The organism is Halomonas binhaiensis (assembly GCF_008329985.2).
Lineage (GTDB): Bacteria > Pseudomonadota > Gammaproteobacteria > Pseudomonadales > Halomonadaceae > Halomonas > Halomonas binhaiensis.
Window position 1 is genome coordinate 4,752,792 of sequence record NZ_CP038437.2, and the last position, 19,731, is coordinate 4,772,522.

General features: G+C 58.0%; 21 protein-coding genes. 10 read left to right on the forward strand and 11 right to left on the reverse strand.

Annotation, left to right across the window (positions count from 1 at the left end; translation table 11 throughout):
- Window positions 1-80: 80 nt before the first annotated feature.
- A complete protein-coding gene (locus tag E4T21_RS20735) occupies window positions 81-602 on the reverse strand; it encodes a chorismate--pyruvate lyase family protein (RefSeq protein WP_240349235.1) in 522 nt (173 codons plus the stop codon).
- A 161-nt stretch (window positions 603-763) separates the two neighbouring features.
- Here E4T21_RS20735 and E4T21_RS20740 point away from each other — a divergent pair, with 161 nt between their 5' ends.
- From E4T21_RS20740 to E4T21_RS20750, 3 genes are all read left to right on the forward strand, one after another.
- Entirely contained in the window at window positions 764-1,924 is a 1,161-nt protein-coding gene (locus tag E4T21_RS20740; protein ID WP_149286839.1) for an FAD-dependent oxidoreductase, read from the forward strand.
- Window positions 1,925-2,123: 199 nt separating this feature from the next.
- The gene (locus E4T21_RS20745) at window positions 2,124-2,399 is read left to right on the forward strand and encodes an HU family DNA-binding protein (protein WP_149286840.1); all 276 of its coding nucleotides are present in this window, start codon (window positions 2,124-2,126) and stop codon (window positions 2,397-2,399) included.
- Window positions 2,400-2,521: 122 nt separating this feature from the next.
- On the forward strand, window positions 2,522-2,878 hold the full coding sequence (locus E4T21_RS20750; protein WP_149286841.1) for a hypothetical protein: 357 nt from the start codon (window positions 2,522-2,524) through the stop codon (window positions 2,876-2,878).
- A 271-nt stretch (window positions 2,879-3,149) separates the two neighbouring features.
- On the opposite strand, the gene recG is transcribed toward E4T21_RS20750, so the two are convergent.
- The gene (recG, locus tag E4T21_RS20755) at window positions 3,150-5,279 is read right to left on the reverse strand and encodes an ATP-dependent DNA helicase RecG (RefSeq protein ID WP_149286842.1); all 2,130 of its coding nucleotides are present in this window, start codon (window positions 5,277-5,279) and stop codon (window positions 3,150-3,152) included.
- A 27-nt stretch (window positions 5,280-5,306) separates the two neighbouring features.
- Window positions 5,307-6,224: a hydrogen peroxide-inducible genes activator gene (locus tag E4T21_RS20760; protein WP_149286843.1), complete on the reverse strand. Its 918-nt coding sequence runs from the start codon at window positions 6,222-6,224 to the stop codon at window positions 5,307-5,309.
- Between the two features lie 81 nt (window positions 6,225-6,305).
- Between E4T21_RS20760 and E4T21_RS20765 the strand changes: the two genes are divergently transcribed.
- On the forward strand, window positions 6,306-7,181 hold the full coding sequence (locus E4T21_RS20765; RefSeq protein ID WP_149286844.1) for an SDR family oxidoreductase: 876 nt from the start codon (window positions 6,306-6,308) through the stop codon (window positions 7,179-7,181).
- An 80-nt stretch (window positions 7,182-7,261) separates the two neighbouring features.
- Here the strand turns inward: E4T21_RS20765 and thpR are convergent, their stop codons facing one another.
- The 5 genes from thpR to gmk all read right to left on the reverse strand — a co-directional run bounded on the left by thpR (window position 7,262) and on the right by gmk (window position 11,770).
- Window positions 7,262-7,792 carry an RNA 2',3'-cyclic phosphodiesterase gene (thpR, locus tag E4T21_RS20770; protein WP_149286845.1) on the reverse strand — a complete coding sequence of 177 codons (531 nt, stop codon included), beginning with the start codon at window positions 7,790-7,792 and terminating at the stop codon, window positions 7,262-7,264.
- Between the two features lie 213 nt (window positions 7,793-8,005).
- Complete coding sequence (locus E4T21_RS20775; RefSeq protein WP_149286846.1) at window positions 8,006-8,395, reverse strand: RidA family protein; 390 nt, start codon at window positions 8,393-8,395, stop codon at window positions 8,006-8,008.
- A 92-nt stretch (window positions 8,396-8,487) separates the two neighbouring features.
- Entirely contained in the window at window positions 8,488-10,623 is a 2,136-nt protein-coding gene (locus E4T21_RS20780) for a RelA/SpoT family protein (protein ID WP_149286847.1), read from the reverse strand.
- A gap of 64 nt (window positions 10,624-10,687) precedes the next feature.
- Complete coding sequence (gene rpoZ, locus E4T21_RS20785) at window positions 10,688-10,945, reverse strand: DNA-directed RNA polymerase subunit omega (RefSeq protein ID WP_149286848.1); 258 nt, start codon at window positions 10,943-10,945, stop codon at window positions 10,688-10,690.
- 207 nt (window positions 10,946-11,152) lie between these two features.
- Window positions 11,153-11,770 carry a guanylate kinase gene (gene gmk / locus E4T21_RS20790; RefSeq protein WP_149286849.1) on the reverse strand — a complete coding sequence of 206 codons (618 nt, stop codon included), beginning with the start codon at window positions 11,768-11,770 and terminating at the stop codon, window positions 11,153-11,155.
- A gap of 154 nt (window positions 11,771-11,924) precedes the next feature.
- Between gmk and E4T21_RS20795 the strand changes: the two genes are divergently transcribed.
- Genes E4T21_RS20795 through E4T21_RS20810 form a run of 4 tightly spaced genes read left to right on the forward strand, consistent with a single transcriptional unit; the run spans window position 11,925 to window position 14,614 of the window.
- Window positions 11,925-12,593, forward strand: a complete 669-nt coding sequence (locus E4T21_RS20795) for a lysophospholipid acyltransferase family protein (protein ID WP_205423426.1) — start codon at window positions 11,925-11,927, stop codon at window positions 12,591-12,593.
- The gene (locus E4T21_RS20800; RefSeq protein WP_240349237.1) at window positions 12,590-13,549 is read left to right on the forward strand and encodes a phosphatidate cytidylyltransferase; all 960 of its coding nucleotides are present in this window, start codon (window positions 12,590-12,592) and stop codon (window positions 13,547-13,549) included. The genes E4T21_RS20795 and E4T21_RS20800 overlap by 4 nt, the downstream gene beginning before the upstream one ends.
- Complete coding sequence (locus E4T21_RS20805) at window positions 13,546-13,953, forward strand: hypothetical protein (RefSeq protein ID WP_205423427.1); 408 nt, start codon at window positions 13,546-13,548, stop codon at window positions 13,951-13,953. The genes E4T21_RS20800 and E4T21_RS20805 overlap by 4 nt, the downstream gene beginning before the upstream one ends.
- Window positions 13,940-14,614 carry a CDP-alcohol phosphatidyltransferase family protein gene (locus tag E4T21_RS20810; RefSeq protein WP_205423428.1) on the forward strand — a complete coding sequence of 225 codons (675 nt, stop codon included), beginning with the start codon at window positions 13,940-13,942 and terminating at the stop codon, window positions 14,612-14,614. The genes E4T21_RS20805 and E4T21_RS20810 overlap by 14 nt, the downstream gene beginning before the upstream one ends.
- A 49-nt stretch (window positions 14,615-14,663) precedes the next feature.
- Here the strand turns inward: E4T21_RS20810 and E4T21_RS20815 are convergent, their stop codons facing one another.
- Window positions 14,664-15,881: an MFS transporter gene (locus E4T21_RS20815; RefSeq protein WP_149286852.1), complete on the reverse strand. Its 1,218-nt coding sequence runs from the start codon at window positions 15,879-15,881 to the stop codon at window positions 14,664-14,666.
- Window positions 15,882-16,284: 403 nt separating this feature from the next.
- Between E4T21_RS20815 and E4T21_RS20820 the strand changes: the two genes are divergently transcribed.
- Complete coding sequence (locus E4T21_RS20820) at window positions 16,285-16,665, forward strand: hypothetical protein (RefSeq protein WP_149286853.1); 381 nt, start codon at window positions 16,285-16,287, stop codon at window positions 16,663-16,665.
- Window positions 16,666-16,690: 25 nt separating this feature from the next.
- Window positions 16,691-17,632, forward strand: a complete 942-nt coding sequence (locus tag E4T21_RS20825) for a zinc metalloprotease (RefSeq protein ID WP_205423429.1) — start codon at window positions 16,691-16,693, stop codon at window positions 17,630-17,632.
- A 27-nt stretch (window positions 17,633-17,659) separates the two neighbouring features.
- On the opposite strand, the gene E4T21_RS20830 is transcribed toward E4T21_RS20825, so the two are convergent.
- Window positions 17,660-18,523, reverse strand: coding sequence for a phytanoyl-CoA dioxygenase family protein (locus tag E4T21_RS20830; protein ID WP_149286854.1), 864 nt, complete (start codon window positions 18,521-18,523; stop codon window positions 17,660-17,662).
- Between the two features lie 23 nt (window positions 18,524-18,546).
- Entirely contained in the window at window positions 18,547-19,731 is a 1,185-nt protein-coding gene (argE, locus tag E4T21_RS20835) for an acetylornithine deacetylase (protein ID WP_187775052.1), read from the reverse strand.

The window sequence follows — 19,731 nt, forward strand, 5'->3', positions numbered from 1 at the left end:
TTCCTTGAGAAGAACGTTTGATAACAATGCGCTGGGCCAGACTAGCGCGGCAGGGAACGCTTTGCCAGTTCGGCAATGCTTCAGCAGGGTAGTCCCAGGGCCTCGGCCATCTGTGGCAGGAAAGCTTCCTGGACCAGCACCGTCCAACCTGAATGACGAAATACCGAGCGGCGTTGCCACAAGCCAGTATGTCCCTGTATCGAACGTGGCGCATGGCTGATTTCGATGGGGCCACGCTCCAGGTCCGGCTGGCGAAACAGCCAACTGCCTAGCGAAGTCTCGCCCAGGCTCCGAAATGGTGCTGCATGGCGTGAACCCAGCGGTGCGATCGAGCGTGCCACGACCCAGGGAGTATCGTCGACGCACAGTGCTACTTCGCGCACCCAGGTGCGCCGCTCTGGTGGGAGCAGAAGCGCCATGGACTCGTCGCGATAGGGCTGGTCGCTGCCTTCATTGAGCAGCTGGACACGAAAGGGGTGCTCGCCAGCGGCTTGGATCAGACGGTGAGTCAGAGAATCACGGGAGGCGACCCAATGCCACCAGGCCACACTCATTCTAGGACGGGCGGTGGACACGGGATGCCAGTGCGGGTCTTGTGCCATGGAGCTTCGGGGATTCCAGTGTAAAGCGGTCGATACGACAGGACGGTCCTCTCAGCGGACGATCCATTCAGTGTGAGGCTGAGTGCAGTTTGTCAGCTGTCCCAGCGTTGGCATAGTGTAACATCTCGGCTTCAGCGCCATCAGGACATGAAGGAACCACAATGCAAGCTCCCTTGACCATCATCGGCACCGGCATGGCTGGCATCGGTCTTGCTCGTCAGGTACGTACACTGGACAGCAGCCGTCCTATCACCTTGATCAGTGCAGATTCCGCCGATGACTACTCCAAGCCGCTATTGTCGACGGGGTTTGCCAAGCGTTTGCCTCCCCACAAGCTGGCGGCGCGCTCTGCCCTGGAACTTGCCGATCAACTGAGCGTGGTGGTGCGTTCCAGTACGCGAGTGGACAGCATTGATTGTGCTGCCCATGAGCTGGTGCTGGGGCCTGAGAGGCTGCCGTACGGGAATCTGGTCATTGCCACCGGAGCGGTGCCTGTACCGCCCTTCTCGTTGTCGGAGCAACTTGCGGGGCGAGTATTCTCGATCAATGATCTGGATGATTATCGTATCTTCCATGCGGCACTTGAATCGCTGGGTCGACCGGCCCGAATTGCCATTATTGGACTCGGCCTGGTGGGCTGTGAGTTTGCCAACGACCTGCATGCTGGTGGACACAGCGTGTCTCTGATCGGTCCCGAACGAGCCCTGCTGCCGCGTCTGTTGCCGGAACCCCTGGGGCTGGCCCTGGGGCAGGCATTCCTGCGCGCTGGCATGCATCTGCATTACGGCCGTCTGGTGACAGCGATTCACCCGGCGGGCGAGGATGTCGATCTGACCCTGGATGATGGTGAAGGGATCGGTGCTGATCTGGTATTGATTGCCACCGGGCTGCGACCGCGCGTTGAGCTGGCTGAAGCTGCAGGCATCGATGCTGGTCCAGATGGCATTCGGGTGAATCGTTACCTGGCCACCAGTGTCGAAAATATCCACGCACTGGGTGATGTGGCTTCAGTGGATGGGATCAACGCCATGTATGTCCAGCCATTGCAGGCCTCGGTAAAAGCGCTGGCGGCAACGCTCACTGGCAACCCTACCCAGGTTCGCTACGGCCCATGGCCCGTGCTGGTCAAGACGCCGTTGCTGCCAGTGGTATCGCTGCCTCCGATCCATGAGCAAGTGACGTGGCGCATCGAAGCTGACGGCGAAGATATGACGGCGCTAGCCGAGGATGAAAGCGGCCAACTTCAGGGTTTTGCGTTGACTGGTAGATGTGTTCGTCGAAAAGTCGAACTGGCGCGTTCAGCCCCGCCGTTGCTAGGCTAGATGGGTCAACACCTTCGTTCGGCTCTGGACCGCAGGACGTAGCGTCGTTGCAAGTGCCACTTTTCCGTCATGTTTTATCGTTGAGTTGCGTATCAAGCCTCAGTGGCATGAATGGACGGTGGATCTAATAAAGGATATGAAGGTATAAGAATGACACCGGTGACATTTTTTCCGGTGATGCCAAACTCAGGAGGGCTGTATGCGCAAGCCAGAACTCGCTGCGGCGATTGCCGAGCGTGCTGATCTTTCCAAGGACAAGGCCAGTCAAGTGCTGAACGTGATTCTCGATGAGATCACAGGTAGTGTGGCACAGGGCCAGGATGTGGCGCTGATCGGCTTCGGCACCTTCACCGTGCGCGAGCGTGCCGCCCGCACCGGTAAGAACCCGCAAACCGGCCAGCCTCTGGCCATTCCTGCAAGCAAGACTGTTGCCTTCAAGCCTGGCAAGGGGCTTAAGGACGCCGTCGCGAAGTAAGCTATCGGCTGGTAACAGTCACGGCTACTGAGACGTGTGACATCGCGGCCCGGGAAACCGGGCCGCGCATTGTGTCCTCTGGGATTGTGACCTTGGGATAGTGAGCGGAACTTCGAGGCGATATGACGCTGAAACTGATGCTGTGGCTGTTGGGTGTCATGCTGAAACGTGCTAACCGAAAGAAACCACGTTTCCGTGAACGGCTTGCAGAGATGGGTGATCTGGATTGGGGTATTGCTACCGAGGACCTTTCCATCGCCCGCCACTATCGAATGAGTCAGGACGAGATGATCAGCAAGCCGGGTCTTCCGGTGGACCTTGATCTGGAACTGCGTTTTCGTGATGCCCAGAGCGCAGTCGCACTACTCAAGCGCCCCACTCAGCGTGCTTTTCTCGATGCCCTGGTTGATGGGCGTCTGCGTGTGGTGGGTGATGCCAAGGATCTGGATCGGTTGCAGCGCCTGCTCAAGCATCTTTGAGCTACGAGCTACGAGCTACGAGCTACGAGCTACGAGCCACGAGCCACGAGCCACGAGCCGCGAGCTAAGAGTCGTAACCCACCTCGAATCCTGGCTTTTGTCTGTGTCCGATGAGGCAGCATTGACTGCTAGAAGCTAGAAGCTAGAAGCTAGAAGCTAGAAGCTGTAACCCACCTCAAACCCTGGCTCTTGTCCGTGTCCCATGGTGCAGCACCGATCTGCTCGAAGCTCGAAGCTCGAAGCTCGAAGCTTACAGCTCGTGGCTTGAAGCTTATACCTGGCCATAACGACCCGCTTCTTCTCCCAGCCAACGACGAATCAATGGCTGTCCGGCATTTGCGTCCCATGCCAGCAAGGCATCGGCCAATGGCGTGATACGTGGTAGTAGATCGGCATCACGCTCGAGATCGGCAATCTTCATCTGGGCAAGCCCCGTCTGACGAGTTCCCAGTACTTCACCAGGCCCGCGAATCTCCAGGTCGCGCTCGGCAATACGAAAGCCGTCGGTGGTTTCACGCATGACGGCCAGGCGTTGTCTCGATGTCTGTGATAGAGGGGGGTGGTAGAGCAATACGCAGAAACTTGCGGTACTTCCTCGCCCTACTCGGCCACGTAACTGATGCAATTGCGACAGACCGAGGCGCTCGGGGTTTTCGATGATCATCAAGCTGGCATTGGGGACGTCCACTCCGACCTCGATCACCGTGGTCGCGACCAGAAGATCCAGTTCCCCTGACTTGAAGGCATCCATGGCCTCGGCTTTCTCGCTGGCTTTCATACGCCCATGAACAAGCCCGATGGATAGCTCTGGGAGAGCTTCGGCAAGATCCTCCCTGGTGACTTCGGCAGCCTGGCAGGTCAGTACTTCGGATTCCTCGATCAGGGTGCATACCCAATAGGCTTGCCGACCTTCGGCGCATGCCGCGCGAATTCGGCGGATGACCTCTGGGCGACGTTCGTCGCTGATCACGGCGGTAGTGACAGGTGTGCGCCCCGGGGGCAGTTCATCGATGACAGAGACATCCAGGTCCGCGTAGGCACTCATGGCGAGCGTACGCGGGATAGGGGTGGCTGTCATGACCAGTTGGTGTGGAGTAAGGCCGCCAGCTTCACCCTTTTCTCGTAGCGATAGCCGCTGATGCACGCCAAAACGGTGTTGTTCATCGATGATGGCCAAACCGAGGCGCTGGAAGCTGACATCATCCTGAAAGATGGCGTGGGTTCCGATGATCATTCGTGCCCGGCCATCGCTGATGGCGGCCTTGGTATCAAGGCGTGCCTTGCCCTTGAGCTTGCCCGATAGCCAAGCCACATCGATATCCAGCGGCTCGAACCAGCTGCAGAAAGTGCGATAGTGCTGCTCTGCCAGCAACTCCGTAGGGGCCATCAAGGCTGCCTGGCAGTCACCGGCAATGGCGGTCAAGGCTGCCATTGCTGCCACCACTGTCTTTCCCGAGCCGACATCGCCTTGTACCAGACGCAGCATGGGCGCTGGACGAGCCAGATCCTGGCCGATTTCATCAAGTACCCGACGCTGAGCGGTAGTCAACGAGAATGGCAACTGAGCGAGAAAGCGGGTCTTGAGACTGCGTCCGCTGGGGAGTGCTGGCGCTCCATCATGCTGAATGCGCAGGCGCACTTCTCTCAAGCTCAACTGGTGGGCAAGGAGTTCTTCCATGGCCAGTCGGCGAGAGGCTGGGTGAAGGCCCTGACTGAGAGCCTCGGCATCGCTGTCCGGTGGTGGGTGATGCAGCGTTTTGAGGCATTCCAGCAGCGGTGGCAGAGAAAAGCGCTGACGCAGATGCTCAGGAATATGGTCCGGCAAGGCATCGGGAGCCGATTCCAGAATTTCCATAGCCTGGTCGATCAGGGCACGCAGGCGCGCCTGGTTGAGGCCTTCGGTGGTGGGGTAGATGGGCGTAAGGTGGTCTTCTACCGGGGGTTCGTTGTGACCCAGCAGGCGATACTCGGGATGATAGATTTCAAGCCCCGTTGCCCCGGCGCGGGCCTCGCCAAAGGCGCGCACCCGTACTCCAGGTTGGAACTGCTGCTGCTGGGCGGGAGAGAAGTGAAAGAACCTCAAGCTGAGAATGCCGCTACCATCGCGCAGGCGTACCAGCAAGCTTCGCCGCCGTCCGCGCACCACTTCGGCTGCGGCGACCTCTCCTTCGACGACGGCTTCATGGCCACTACGCAAAGTGGCAATGGGGGTGATGCGAGTGCGGTCCTGATAGCGCAACGGCAAGTGGAACAGCAGGTCAGCAATGCTCGCTATCTTGAGCCGGGCAAGTTTGAGGGCCAGGGCCTCTCCGACCCCCTTCAGCGCCGTGACCGGGCTGCTCAGTTTACTCACATGGACTCCTTGTGCATGCTTCCTGTCCTTGTATGGCGTATCAGGTATTGCGTCTCAAGCGTCGCGTTTCAAACTTCAGGCAGCCTTGGGCTCGGCTGCACGGCAGCGGGCAATGGCTTCGGTTACGGCATCAATGGCCTTGGGTCTCGGGAAGCTGGCACGCCAGGCAATGGCAACCGTACGTCCTGGCGGGTCGATGAACGGCCGGCTGATCAGCAAGCCGTCCTCGTAGTGGCTGGTCCCGATAGCGGACTTGGGGAGTACCGTGATGCCGAGCTTCGAGGCGACCATATGGCGAATGGTCTCCAGCGACCCACCTTCAGCGGTGAGGGTCGAGTCGGGACTGTTGAGCTTGCGGCTGATGGCCGGGCAGGCCTCGAGCAATTGGTCGCGGAAGCAGTGGCCTTCGCCCAGCAGCAGTAGACGCTCATCGAGCAGGTTTTCCTTGTCGATGACATCACGCTTGGCCCAGGGATGATCGGCCGGCATCAACACTTCGAAGTCCTCATCGTAAAGGGACTTGGTCACGACATCTGTCTCGGTGAATGGCAGAGCCACGATGATGGCATCCAGTTCGCCGGTGCGTAGCTTCTGGCGCAGTACACCGGTGAAACTTTCTTCGATGTAGAGAGGCATCTGGGGCGCACTCTTGATCAGTTCTGGAACCAGGTGCGGGAACAGGTACGGACCAATGGTGTAGATCGCACCAATGCGCAACGGGCTGGCCAGCTGGTCTCGACCGGCAGTAGCCAGTTCCTTGATGATGCTGCTTTGTTCCAGCACGCGCTGGGCCTGTTCGACGATTTTCTCGCCTAAAGGGGTGACCTGTACCGTGGACTTGGAGCGCTCGAAGAGTGCGACATCAAGCTCTTCCTCCAGTTTTTTCACTGCTACGGAGAGAGTTGGCTGGGAAACAAAGCATCGCTCTGCGGCACGCCCGAAATGGCGCTCCTGAGCCAAGGTTACGATATAGCGGAGTTCTGTTAGAGTCATGGTGGCGCCAGGGCAATCTCAAGTTTTAGGGTTGGGGCGTCTTTTCTAATAGGGATTTTATATCAAGGGGACGAGGTACAGGTGAAGACAACGACACTGATTCTCGGCTGCGGTGATATTGGCACGAAGCTGGGAAGCGAACTGCTCGAACAGGGCCACAGGGTGATTGGCGTGCGTCGTCATGCTGAACGACTTGTGGATACGGGTATTGAGGGTGTGAGCCTGGACCTCAATGATCCCGATGCCTTGGAAACTCTACCCTCTGCTGACTTCGTGGTCTATGTCGTCAGTGCCGATCATTTCGAGGAAGAGGCATACCGTGCGGCTTATCCAGATGGACTCAAGGCAGTGCTGGCCGTGTTGGCCAAGCACAAGACGCCACCACGCCGTGTTTTCTTCGTCTCTTCAACCAGCGTCTATGCGCAACAGGATGGCGAAGTGGTGGACGAAGAGAGTCCAGCTGAACCCAGTGGCTTCTCCGGGATTCTGATGCGAGAAGCCGAACAGGCATTACTGGAACATTCTCTGCCGGGTACCGTGGTACGTTTTTCGGGTATCTATGGCCCCGGACGTGATCGCTTGATTCGCCAGGTCAGTGAAGGGCGTATCGCTCCTGCCTCCCCGACCATGTTCACCAATCGTATTCATCGTGATGACTGTTCAGGCGTATTGGCGCACTTGATTCGCAAGAGTGCCGATGAAGAAAGCGTCGCGCCGCTGTATCTGGCCAGTGATTCCGACCCTGCTCCATTGCATGACGTCATGAGCTGGCTGGCCAAGCAGTTGAAGGTCGAAACCACCGAGATCATCCAGTCCCCGCTGCGGCGCCGGGCCAGCAAGCGTTGTGATTCCAGCCTGTTGATCGAGAGCGGTTATCGCTTTCGTTACCCCAACTATCGCGACGGCTATGCACAGGTGCTCAAGAAGGGCGGCTTTCTCAAACCAGAGCGGGCCTGAATTACACATTCACTTGCTACATTGACTCGGCTCGTGGCAGGACTCTCTGCGGGATGAAGGACTCTCTGCGGGATGAAGGATTATCTGCGAGATAGTGTTGAAGACGCCAGGCACAGGTAGTGACTACCAGTGCTTGTCAGGGTCGACTGGACCAGATGTACCTGATCGTAATGCCAGCGCAGGCCACCCTCGGGGAGATGGGTGGCCTGCAGCACTGGCGAATGCACTTTGCGCAATAAAGAAATATGCGGCATGAAGTGACGGTGTGGCTGATGGGCTATGCCCATGCTGCTGAGCGTTCTGGATAGCCCGGCCCGCAGCTCCAACAGCGTATCGGGTGGGTGCTGCGGGCCAATCCAGACAATGCCAGGTCTTGTGAACTGCCCCAGGTGATCCAGCTCGAGGCTGGAGGGAAAGACTTCCAGGTTGTGCAGCCAGGCGGTGAGGCGTTCTGAAGTCTCGCTATCCTGTTCGCCGAGAAATGCCAGGGTCAGGTGGAGGTTGGTGTCCGGGATGCGGCGCCCGCCTAATTCAGCCTGCAGTCTGTCCGCCAATGCTCCCAGGCGCTGGCGAAAGGCGAGTGGTGGTGTCAGGGCCAGAAACAGTCGCATGGGAAATACTCGACACCCAGGAATATGACAAAGGCCTGTGCGCCAAAGGCGGCGGCGTGATGCCGCGAGCCATTCCCAGACAGCGATGGATCAATAGAAGGCTGGTTGCCGTCGGAACACAACTGACCGAAACCTGCATGCAGGGATAAGCTTACATGCAGGTCAGCGGGGGCCGCGAGTACCGTCGGCAGCCAGCGCTTGTCAGCGGTAGAGTCAGTCGCCGATGACCATGACCGCTTCAGCTTCCACCTGAACGCCCTTCGGCAGTTCGCGGACACCCACAGCGGCGCGGGCCGGATACGGTTGCTGGAAGTACTCTTCCATTATCTTGTTGACGATGGCGAACTGGCTCAGGTCGACCAGATAGAGGTTGAGCTTGACGATGTCCTGCAGAGAACCAGCTGCTTCTTCACAGACTGCCTTGAGGTTGGCGAAGACCTGGCGAGCCTGGGCTTCAAAGTCCTCGGAAACAACTTCCATGGTGGCGGGGTCGAGAGGAATCTGGCCAGACATGTACACGGTATTGCCGGCCTTCACGGCCTGGGAGTAAGGACCGATGGCGGCAGGGGCCTTGTCGGTATTGATGATGGCCTTGTTACTCATTGTTTGCTCCTTGAAGGATGCCGATGGAGGTCGGCAGCGAAAAAAACATCGCCCCGGCCATCGCCACAGCGATAGCCGGGGCAGTGGTTTTATCAGTTACCTAATCGAGTGATCTTGCCGATATGGGACAAGTTGCGTAGTCGCTTGATGATACGGGCCAGATGAATGCGGTCGCGAACCAGGAGCGTCAGATTGACGATCGCCAGGCGCGCGTCACGCTCTTCGATACCGATTCTTTCGATGTTGGCATCGGCATCGGTGATCAAGCCAGCCAATTCGGCTACCAGACCACGGCGGCTCTCGACTTCCAGGCGCAGGGCGACAGGGAAATCTTCGTCAATGTCGTCGGACCAGCTCAAGGAGAACAGCTTTTCGGGATCGCCCTTGAGCTCATGCAGATTACGACATTCGGCGCGATGCACCACAATCCCCTTGCCTACTGACAAGTGGCCCACTACGGGGTCGCCTGGCAAGGGGTGGCAGCAGCGAGCAAATTTGATGACCAGGCCTTCGGTACCGCTGATGGTGATCGGCCCATGAACTGCCGGATGGGCAGCGTCACCGTCGATGGCTTCGCCGCGATGTAGCTCGACCAGGTGCCGTGCGATCACATGAGTGACGCGGTTACCGAGACCGATGGCTTCCAGCAGCGTATCACTGTCCTTGAGATCCAGCTCGCTGAGCAGCTGGTCCATGGTGGCTTCGGTTATCTCTTCGAAGTTGATGTCGAACTCGGCCAGGGACTTGGTCAGCAGGCGCCGCCCCAGTTGAACCGCCTCTGTATGCTGGCGGTGCTTGAGGGCATGGCGAATGGCCGAGCGCGCCTTGGCCGTGACAACGAAGTTGAGCCAGGAAAGGTTTGGTTTGCCACCCGGAGAAGTGATGATTTCCAGAGTCTGGCCGCTTTCCAGGCGAGATGACAAGGGTGCCAGATGCCGATCGATGCGACAGGCAATACAGCTATTGCCGATCTCGGTATGCACGGCATAGGCGAAGTCGACCACGGTTGCGCCCTGAGGCAGCTCCATGATGTCGCCTTTTGGCGTGAACACGTAGATATCGTCCGGGAAAAGGTCGTTCTTGACGTGCTCGATGAACTCCAGGGAATCGCCGGCGTGGCGCTGCATCTCGAGCAGGCCCTTGACCCACTGCCGGGCCCTGGCGCGGCTGCCTTCCGCGATGGGCTTGTCAGTCTGGCCAGCCTTGTACAGCCAATGCGCGGCAATGCCGTTATTGGCCATGGCTTCCATTTCCCGCGTACGAATCTGTACTTCGATCGGCATGCCACTGGCACCAAACAGCGTGGTATGCAGGCTCTGGTAGCCGTTGGCCTTGGGAATGGCGATGTAGTCCTTGAAACGCCCTGGCACCGGCTTGTACAGGTTGTGCACCATCCCCAGGATGCGATAGCAGCTGTCCACGTCATCAGCGATGATGCGAAAGCCGAACACATCCATGATTTCAGCAAAGGATTTGCGTTGATCACGCATCTTGCGATAGATCGATAGCAAATGCTTCTGACGCCCGATGACTGTGCCCTTGAGCCCATCTTCATCCAGGCGAGACTGGATTGCATTCTGTACTTGGCGAATGGCCGAACGGCGATTGCCACGAGCACTGGCTACCGCACGCTTGATACGTTCGGCACGCATCGGATGAATGGCCTGAAATGACAGGTCTTCAAGCTCGACACGGATGGTGTTGATGCCCAGGCGGCTGGCAACCCGGGCATAGATCTCCAGGGTCTCGCGGGCGATGCGGCGCTTCTTGTCGGGACGCAGTGCCCCTAGCGTGCGCATGTTGTGCAGGCGATCAGCAAGCTTGACGATGATCACGCGGATATCCCGTGACATCGCCAGCACCATCTTCTGGAAGTTTTCGGCCTGGGCGACGGCCTTGTCCTCGAAGGTGATCTGAGTCAGCTTCGAGACGCCATCAACCAGCTCTGCCACGGGCTCACCGAACTGCTGAGCCAGCGCTTCCTTGGATACTCCAGTGTCTTCGATGACGTCATGCAGCATGGCAGCCATCAGGCTCTGATGGTCCATGTGCATGTTGGCCAGAATATTGGCAACCGCCAGCGGGTGAGTCACATAGGGCTCACCAGAACGGCGCTTCTGCCCATCATGGGCCTGCTCGGCATAGTAAAAGGCACGCCTGACCTGCTTAATTTCTTCGGCGGGCAGGTAGCCCCCGAGGCGGTCGGACAGATCATCGATGGTGAACATACGGCGTGCCCTGATCTAGATGAGGGTCCCTCAAGTGCTCTCACTCAAGAACAAATGGTGGACATCACTCCTCGGCGGGCGAGGCCGTATAGGCAGGGCGGAAGCTGCGTGGTGCTTCGACAGGTTCATCGAGAACGCTGTCATCGATCAGGCCATCGGCGATTTCCCGCAGTGCCATGACCGTGGGCTTATCGTTTTCCCAGGGCAGCAAGGCATCGCGGGAGCCGCGAGACAGCTGACGTGAGCGCCGGGAGGAAATCATCACCAGCTTGAAGCGGTTTTCTACGTGTTCCAGACAATCTTCAACGGTAACTCGCGCCATGGGGCCCTTCCTGAAGTGACATGTAGTGTGTCTGGCAGGTGCCGATTTAACGAGCAACTTAACGAGCTATGCCCCGGCGGCGCGCAGCGCCCGGGGTTGCACCTGCGAAGAGACAGTCTAGATTACTTGAGTTCAGGCGGTTCTGACAAGATTCTGACGCCAGTCGACTGAGTGTTGTACAGCAAGGTGCCCCTGGTAAGGCGAAAATCAGTCGGAGAGCAAGGCGTTTAGCAGTGGCTGATGGCGCTGGGCAAGGCGAGGTGTACGCAGGCGATGTGCAATGATCAGGGCCCGCAATTCTTCAAGTGCGGTAGTGAAATCGTCGTTGATCACCAGGTAATCATATTCGGCGTAGTGAGACATCTCGCTGACGGCTTCATGCATGCGGGCCGTCACTATCTGATGGTCGTCGGTTCCCCTGCTCGACAGGCGGCGCTCCAGCTCATCCCTGGATGGGGGCAGAATGAAGATGGAGACAGCTTCAGGAACCTGTGAGCGAACCTGGCGTGCCCCTTGCCAGTCGATTTCCAGGATTACATCCTGACCAGCGGCGAGCAGCTTTTCCACTGCACTGCGTGAGGTGCCATAGCAGTTGTTGAATACGCGAGCATGTTCGAAGAAATCGCCTTGCTCCACCATGCCATCAAAGGTGGCCATATCGACAAAATGGTAGTTAACTCCATCTACTTCGCCTGGGCGCATGTCACGAGTGGTATGTGAAACCGACACCTGAATGCCGTCGAGGCTTTCGATCAGCTCGCGCACCAGGCTGGTCTTGCCGGCGCCGGAGGGGGCAGAAACGATGAACAGCGTGCCTTGGGACATGATCAGGGTCCATGCTGGATGCTAGGGGTGAAGGGCGCGAAGTATCGCATAAAACCTTGAGAGACTGTAGCCAGGCTATCCTGGACTTGGTCAGAATGGACATGCTCAGAGCTCTGGCATAAGAACCAAGCCTGATATGCACAGGGAACAGCACATGCAGGGGATATTGCAAAGATGGGGCGCGGTCGGCATCGGGGTGCTGGTGCGTCTGCTGGCACGCCTGGTAACCGCTGCCAGGCCTGTATGGCAGGGCATTGAGCCATTGCCGAAGCAGCGAATCTATTACGCCAACCATGCCAGTCATGGTGATTTCGTACTGATCTGGATGACCTTGCCTCCACGCCTGCGCGCGCAGACCCGCCCTGTGGCAGGTGCAGACTATTGGCAGACCTCTGCTATCCGTCGTTTCCTGATTCAAGATGTGTTCCACGCCGTATTGATTGACCGTCGTCCTGAGCAGCGCCAAGACGATCCTCTTGAGCAGATGGGCAAGGTCCTGGAAGACGGGGATTCCCTGATTCTGTTTCCAGAAGGTACACGTAATACTGGCGATACACCGCTGCTGCCATTCAAGTCTGGCCTTTACCATCTCGCGAAGGCTTATCCACAGGTGGAGCTGATTCCCGTGTGGATCGACAATCTCAACCGCGTATTGCCCAAGGGCGAGATAGTCCCGGTTCCGTTGTTGTGCACTGTGACCTATGGCGCTCCCCTGGCACTTGAAGCAGGGGAGGACAAGGCTGTCTTTTTGGCCAGAGCTGAGCGGGCATTGCTTGCGCTTTCCAATTCGTCTGATCCGAGTGCCAGGGAGTGGACCCAATGATGGGCAATGTGATGGTTCCTGCTGGGCTTGTCACCCTGCTTGGTGTGATTGTGGGCATTCTGGTGTTGGCTAGCGTGACGGGCTATGTCCTGCAGCGGCGATTCTCGCCCCAGGGTGACAATGAGGTGATCGAGAACCTCAATCAGCGCATTCATTCCTGGTGGATCATGGCGATCCTGATGGGTGTGGCTCTGCTAGGGGGCCGCACGGGAGTCGTGTTGCTGTTTGCCTTTGCTTCCTTCTCTGCCCTGCGTGAATTCATCAGCCTGATACCTGCGCGGCGCGCTGATCACTGGACACTGGCCCTGGCATTTTTTGTCGTGCTGCCGGTTCAATATGTGTTCATCTGGCAGCAGTACTATGGCATGTACTCGATCTTCATTCCTGTCTATGCCTTCCTGTTATTGCCTGTGATCTCTACATTGCGTGGGGATAGCCACGGCTATCTCGAACGTGTCAGTGAAGTGCAGTGGGCATTGATGATCTGTGTCTTCTGCGTGTCCCACGTACCGGCACTATTGAGCCTGGATATCCCGGGGTATGAGGGCCGCAATGTTCTGCTTATCGCCTTCTTGATCGTGGTAGTGCAGCTGAGCGATGTTCTCCAGTACGTTTGGGGCAAGCTGCTGGGGAGGCGCAAGATTGCTCCCAACCTGTCGCCATCCAAGACCCTGGAAGGCTTTGCTGGCGGGGTTCTCAGTGCCACTCTGGTGGGGGCTGTCCTGGCCTGGATGACCCCTTTCAGTGTGCTGCAAGCTGCTGTATTGGCACTGATGATTGCCCTGCTGGGCTTCTTCGGGGGGTTAGTGATGTCAGCGATCAAGCGAGACCGAGGTATCAAGGATTGGGGCCACCTGATCGAGGGGCACGGCGGCTTTATCGATCGCCTTGATTCTGTAGTGTTTTCTGCACCGATCTTCTTTCATGTCGTGCGTTATTTCTGGTCGGCATCGTGAGAGCACGGCTTTCGAGCACGCCACTGCACATGCTGGTCGCCTTCATGGCCATGGGTGCCTGGGCGGCCTGGGCCAATCATGACCATGCAAGCTCACAGATGTGGCGGGCAGCATTGCTGCAGGGTGCCCTCTCTGCGCTGCTGACGCTGTATCTCAAGCGTGTTGTCGAGACCATCAATCGGCGTTGCGAAGGCGTTACGGCACTATGGTTGCCACCCCTGGTTGCTGTGGCAGGGTCGGCGGCCTTGCTGGTTGCTCTACACCTGGTGGCAGGAACTCCTGCCATTGTTGCTACTGTGGCGGTGCCTCTGCTGGTATCGAGTAGCTATGTCTCCTTGTATAACCTGACGCTGGTACGAAACCGGCGTCGTTCTCGGGGGAAATCCTTTGATGAAGAACGGTGATCGGCGACCACTGGCCAGTCGCGATACTTCCTGGGCTCGAACCATCAGCCAGCGCCTCGCACGAACATCCATTACGCCTAACCAGGTCTCGCAACTGAGCATGGTTCTGGCGACGATAGCTGGTCTGGCGCTGTGGATATCCCATGGTGCCGAAGGTATCGGGCGAGTCCTGTTGCTGGTGGTTGCTGTACTGGGAATGCAGGGGCGGCTGCTGTGCAACCTTTTCGACGGCATGATCGCCATCGAATCCGGCAAGGCCTCACCGACAGGGGCTCTGTGGAATGAAGTGCCTGACCGGGTTTCAGATGCCGTCATTCTGGTGGGCGCTGGGCTGGCCATCGGCTCTCCGGCCCTGGGCTGGGCTGCCGCCGCGATGGCCATTCTGACGGCCTACGCGCGTGCTTTTGCCGACAGTCTCGGTCATCGTGGCGATTTCGGTGGTCCCATGGCCAAGCCTCAGCGCATGGCGGTACTGACAGCTGCTTGCATCATTGCTGTCTTCGCGCCTATGTGGGATTGGCGTGACGAACCATTATGGTTGGCGTTATGGGTCGTCATCCTGGGCGGTGCCTTGACGGCCCTGCTGCGGGGACGACGCCTTCATCGGCATTTGCGGCAACAAGTGGCAAGGGGCTCCGATGAAAACAAAGATACCGCCTGATGGCGGTATCCGGGTGGCGGTATCTGTGATGGAAGATGAACGCGACTGACTAGTCGGCACTATCGCTCATCTTCAGCGCCTTGCGCCGGTCACTGCGCTTTTCCATGCGCAAGCCAATGTAGAACACCACGATTCCGCCAAGAGCCAGAGCTGCGCCGACCAGTCCACTGGATGACCAGGTGGCGCCGGCCTTGATGGTCACGCCGGCCAGGTAGGCTCCGAGCGCATTGGCGCAATTGAAGGCTGCGTGGTTCATGGAGGCAGCCATGGTCTGGGCATCTCCGGCCACATCCATCAAGCGGGTCTGCAGAGCAGGGCCAAGAGCCATACTGGTACCGACCAGGCCGACGAACAGAATACCGGTATAGAGGTTGTTGGCAGCAAAATAAAAGCCTGCCTGCACCAGCAGGCACCACAACAGGATGCGCGGCACAGCCTTCATCAGGTTCCTGTCCGCCAGGCGTGCCCCGATCAGGTTGCCAAGGATGCCGCCGATACCAAAGATGGCCAGTACCCACGGGCCTACCACTTCAGGCATGTCGGCTTGAGTGCGCAGGGTCGGCACGACATAGCTGAAGACGGCAAACATGCCGCCGAAGCCGATGCTCGCCACTCCTAGCGTAAAGAGCACGCGTTGCTTGACCAAGGCAGTCAGCTCGCGTTTTGGGCTGGCCTCGACATCGTGAGGCTGGCGCGGCACGAACAGGCGGATCATGCCCATGGTGATGAACGCGATGATCCCGACGGCATGGAAGGCGAACTGCCACCCCATCCATTGACCAGCCCAGGTAGCCAGTGGCGCACCAATCACGATCGCTGTGGTCAAGCCCAACATGACCCTGCTGACAGCCCGTGCACGTTCTTCAATGGGGACCGCGGCAGCGGCTACCAGTGCGGCAACACCAAAATAGGCGCCATGGGGTAGTCCAGCGATAAAGCGGAGCGCGACGAAGGACCAGAAGCTTGGTGCCATTGCGCTGGCAATATTGCCAAGCGCAAACACCAGCATCAGGGATATCAGCAGTGTGCGTCGTGGCACTCGGGCTGCGAGCGCTGAAATCAGTGGCGCACCTACCACGACACCTAGTGCATACGCGGAAATGGCATAACCGACATCCGCAGCGCTGACGGAAAGGTCGCCTGCAACGCGCTCCATCAACCCCATGATGACGAATTCACTGGTACCGATACCAAACCCACCGAGGGCCAGGGCGAGCTCTGCCAAGCGCGGGTAGCGTGCTCGGATGGCAGTAATCTTGAACGGCATGATGACCTCCCGGCGCCGGATGGTGGCCAGAGATGATGATTGAAGGTGGTTAATTTACGACCAAAGTATAAGGCATGCAGAATGCCATTGCGAGAGACAAACAAGAAACTTGCCGCGTTCTGCAGGGTAAAAAGCTGTAATCCGCAGTTAATAGAACAGAAATGGTCCGTATCAGTATTTGATGTTGCGGGAAGTGCTTTGTTGGAAAAGTATGAAATATTCCGCAATAGTCATGCTGTATGCAGCAGGTTGGCAATATTAGGGTGAATCTCGCTCGAGATGAAGTGGATTTTTTCAGGCACTTTTATACGGGTAAATGAGTCGCATGGAGTGAAGATCACTGGAAGCTGGCAGGAGTCACCACTGCTGAGTGAGCAAAGTTCCACTACCAGCGAGACCGAGCATGAGCAATGACCGCTTTTCTCCCGAGCAATTGGCGAGACAATGGGTGGAGATTCAGGAGCAGGAGCAGCCTGGCCATTGGGTATGGCGCGAGATATCAGCCGATATCGCCCCAAGGCGCCAGCCGCGTCGCCGCCTGTACCTGAATGCCGATGGTCATGCCATGCTGCTGAAAGGGGCCCCTGACGACAGGCTTGAATGCGAGTCTGAAGGACACTGGAGCTGTGTCGGTCAGGTGCTTAGCTTGACGTTGCCGGGGTGGGAGGGCGACTACCAGATCATCCAGGTAACAGCGGATACCCTTGTACTACAGTCACAACAACAGTCACAACAACAGTCACAACAGCAGTCACTCCAGCCAGGAGACGGTGGGGATCACTGAACACGCAGATCAAAGGAGGATCATCATGGCTGACAATCAGCAGACATCTTCGGCGGCAGTCTGCCGTGGCTGTGGCACAATGCAGGTACATCATCGCCTGCTCGATAGTGATCCAGATTATGTTCGGCGACAGGCACAGCTCGAGGAGCTGGCTTATCGTGCCAGGCGTTCAAGTGCTCCATTACGTGAAGGGTGTACAAGGATTCCGGTGGTGGTGCATGTCGTTTACCAGACCTCTGAGCAGAACATCTCTCGCGAACAGGTTGATAGCCAGATTGCCGTGTTGAACCGGGATTTTCGCCAACAGAACCCTGATCGTGAGCAGATCCCTGAAGCCTTCATTGAACTGGCAGGTGACGCCAGACTCCAGTTTGCCCTGGCAACGGTCGATCCTGATGGTAATCCCACCGAGGGCATTACCCGCACCCAGACTCCGCATGACAGCTTCGATGTCGACGATAGCGTCAAATCCAGTGCCAGTGGTGGTCAGGATGCCTGGCCGGCGGATCGCTATCTCAATATATGGGTTTGTCAGTTGCGGGCCGGGCTGCTGGGATATGCTCAGTTCCCGGGTGGGCCAGCCGTCACCGACGGCGTGGTGATCACTTATACCGCCTTTGGTACCACGGGTACTGCCAGAGCCCCTTCCAATTTTGGTCGCACGACCACCCACGAAGTCGGCCATTGGCTGAACTTGCGCCATATCTGGGGAGACGATGGTGATGGTTGTTCAGGCAGTGACTTTGTCGATGACACTCCCAATCAGGCCGGGCCCAACAGTGGCAAGCCGACCTTCCCCAGTATTTCCTGCGATAACGGGCCGAATGGCGATATGTTCATGAATTTCATGGACTATGTCGATGACGATACGATGGTGATGTTTACCCGCGGACAGGTGCAGAGAATGCAGGCTGCACTTGATGGAGCTCGGAGCAGCATCGGCGAAGAGGTAGCCTGCACGTCCTAGGTCGTGCAGGCCTTGGTTTTTCCTGCGCTATCCATCTCGGCCATGCAGTAGAGGGAACAGCGGGTGCTCCATCGGGGCGCCCGCGAGCAGTTCCTTGTCGAGTCCAGGGAAGGGCGGGGACGTGGTCCATTGGCGTGGTGCGTGGGTCATGTCGTCGCCGAGCAGGCGCACGGAGAAGGCACGACGTCGGGTGCTGCCACTCACGCCACCGGAAGCGTGCAAGGTCAGCATGTTGAAGAACACGGCATCACCAGGCTCCAGTTCCCAACCAAGAATATCGTAACGCTCACGATTGGCCTCGATATCCGGCAGGTCTGCCAATGAGCCTTCCGGAAACCATTTGGCTTCATTGTCCATGAAGGTACGCGGCATCAGCCAGGGGCCCTTGTGTGATCCGGCCACGAATTCCAACGTGGCCTCCCGGGAAACCGGATCCACGGGCATCCACATGCTGACGTTCTGCTGTCCTTCCACGTTGTAGTACGGCTGATCCTGGTGCCATGGCGTGCGCTGGCGCGTGCCAGGCTCCTTGACCAGCAGGTGGTCGTGGTAAAGGCGCACCTGACGGCTATCCATCAGTCTTGCACCAATTTCCCCCAACCCTGACTCGAAAATGAAACGGCGATAGGCCGGGTTGTCCTGCCAGTTGCAGAAATCCTCGAAAAACCAGCCTGGGTCATCCGGTTGGCTGGCGACCTTGGCCCTGGGGCTAGGGTTGTTGAGGTTGTGCTCGATACCTTCAGCAAGCTCGGAGAGTAGCCGAGCATCGAACAGGCCACGGATACAGACTGCGCCATCCCGCTGAAAGGCGGCACAGATCTCCGGGGTGACTTTTTGTCCCGCGCTATTGGGGGCGAATGACGTGGTTGCCGAGGAAAACGTGGCTGACATGGACGATTTCTCCGCATGAAGCACTAGTTGAATGAAGGAAGACCGGCGTGCAAATGGGTGATCAGGCGCTCGAAAAATGCCTCGCAGGCAGAGATCTGATCCAGTGTGATGTATTCATCAGGGAGGTGTGCCTGGTGAATGCTTCCGGGCCCGCAAACCACAGCGGGAATGCCCAGTTGAGCAAACAGCCCGGCTTCACAGCCGAAACCAAGGGGCATCGGCGTGGCATCGCCTTGAGTCAACTCAGCGATCCAGTGCAGATAGCTGCTGCATGTCTCATTGAGCTGGGGATATTGGCCTGTGCATTCCAGCTCCAGGCTGGCCTGTCGGGCCAGCGGCTGAATATCCTCAGCCAGTCCATCAGGAAAGGCCTCTCGTACCTGGTCGAGCAACTCATCAGGTCGCTGGTCGGGCAACGTGCGCATTTCGAAGTCGAAGGTACAGCGATCGGGAATCTTGTTCAGCGCACTGCCGCCCTGAATCAAACCGGTATGGACGGTGGAGTAGGGAGGGTCGAAGCGTGAGTCGCGCTGGTCCAGGCGCTTCTGGATGCCAAAGCGGCGCAAGTGGGTGATGAGTTCCGCTGCCAGGTCGATGGCGTTGATGCCTCGCTCCGGATATCCCGAATGGCCACCCTTCCCAATGATCGTCGCGCGAGCCGCGATATGTCCCTTATGGGCATTGCCGATACGCATCTCGGTGGGTTCGCCGATGATGGCACCGCGCAGGCGCGGTGCCAGATCCCTCAAGTTCGGCATCATCAGCGGAGCACCCAGACAGCCGAGTTCTTCATCGAAGGACAGGGCCAATATCACACTGGAGGTCTTCAACTGATGGTGCAGGGGGATCAGCTTGCTCAGCGCGATACCAATGAAGCCCTTCATGTCGGCGCTGCCCCGGCCGTACAGGCGGCCATCGAGACGGCGGGCCTGGAAAGGGGGCGTGACTGTCCACTGCGCACTATCAGCAGGTACCACATCCGTGTGACCGGAGACGATGATGGCGGGAGTATCCTGAGGGCCTATCTCGGCAATCAGATTGGCCTTGGTGCCTTCCTTGTTGTGCACCAGAGTGCAAGGGATGCCTTCTGCCTCCAGCATGGCCTTTATGTCGTCAATCAGCTCAAGATTGCTGAGGCTGCTGGTGGTATCGAAGGCAATCAGCCTTTCTATCATCGCCAGGCTTTCTTCTGTAGGCATCGCGACCAT

What these genes read in the sequence shown, in the direction of transcription:
- thpR (WP_149286845.1), bottom strand. Translation starts at nt 7,792, where the DNA reads ATGCGACTGTTTCTGGCCCTGACACCACCACTCGCCTTTCGCCAGCGC.
- gmk (WP_149286849.1), bottom strand. Translation starts at nt 11,770, where the DNA reads ATGTCCCAAGGCACGCTGTTCATCGTTTCTGCCCCCTCCGGCGCCGGC.
- E4T21_RS20820 (WP_149286853.1), top strand. Translation starts at nt 16,285, where the DNA reads ATGAGCAATGACCGCTTTTCTCCCGAGCAATTGGCGAGACAATGGGTG.
- argE (WP_187775052.1), bottom strand. Translation starts at nt 19,731, where the DNA reads ATGGTCGCGATGCCTACAGAAGAAAGCCTGGCGATGATAGAAAGGCTG.
- E4T21_RS20750 (WP_149286841.1), top strand. Translation starts at nt 2,522, where the DNA reads ATGACGCTGAAACTGATGCTGTGGCTGTTGGGTGTCATGCTGAAACGT.
- E4T21_RS20795 (WP_205423426.1), top strand. Translation starts at nt 11,925, where the DNA reads ATGCAGGGGATATTGCAAAGATGGGGCGCGGTCGGCATCGGGGTGCTG.
- E4T21_RS20810 (WP_205423428.1), top strand. Translation starts at nt 13,940, where the DNA reads ATGAAGAACGGTGATCGGCGACCACTGGCCAGTCGCGATACTTCCTGG.
- E4T21_RS20735 (WP_240349235.1), bottom strand. Translation starts at nt 602, where the DNA reads ATGGCACAAGACCCGCACTGGCATCCCGTGTCCACCGCCCGTCCTAGA.
- E4T21_RS20800 (WP_240349237.1), top strand. Translation starts at nt 12,590, where the DNA reads ATGATGGGCAATGTGATGGTTCCTGCTGGGCTTGTCACCCTGCTTGGT.
- E4T21_RS20745 (WP_149286840.1), top strand. Translation starts at nt 2,124, where the DNA reads ATGCGCAAGCCAGAACTCGCTGCGGCGATTGCCGAGCGTGCTGATCTT.
- E4T21_RS20825 (WP_205423429.1), top strand. Translation starts at nt 16,691, where the DNA reads ATGGCTGACAATCAGCAGACATCTTCGGCGGCAGTCTGCCGTGGCTGT.
- E4T21_RS20760 (WP_149286843.1), bottom strand. Translation starts at nt 6,224, where the DNA reads ATGACTCTAACAGAACTCCGCTATATCGTAACCTTGGCTCAGGAGCGC.
- E4T21_RS20780 (WP_149286847.1), bottom strand. Translation starts at nt 10,623, where the DNA reads ATGTTCACCATCGATGATCTGTCCGACCGCCTCGGGGGCTACCTGCCC.
- rpoZ (WP_149286848.1), bottom strand. Translation starts at nt 10,945, where the DNA reads ATGGCGCGAGTTACCGTTGAAGATTGTCTGGAACACGTAGAAAACCGC.
- E4T21_RS20775 (WP_149286846.1), bottom strand. Translation starts at nt 8,395, where the DNA reads ATGAGTAACAAGGCCATCATCAATACCGACAAGGCCCCTGCCGCCATC.
- E4T21_RS20830 (WP_149286854.1), bottom strand. Translation starts at nt 18,523, where the DNA reads ATGTCAGCCACGTTTTCCTCGGCAACCACGTCATTCGCCCCCAATAGC.
- E4T21_RS20740 (WP_149286839.1), top strand. Translation starts at nt 764, where the DNA reads ATGCAAGCTCCCTTGACCATCATCGGCACCGGCATGGCTGGCATCGGT.
- E4T21_RS20815 (WP_149286852.1), bottom strand. Translation starts at nt 15,881, where the DNA reads ATGCCGTTCAAGATTACTGCCATCCGAGCACGCTACCCGCGCTTGGCA.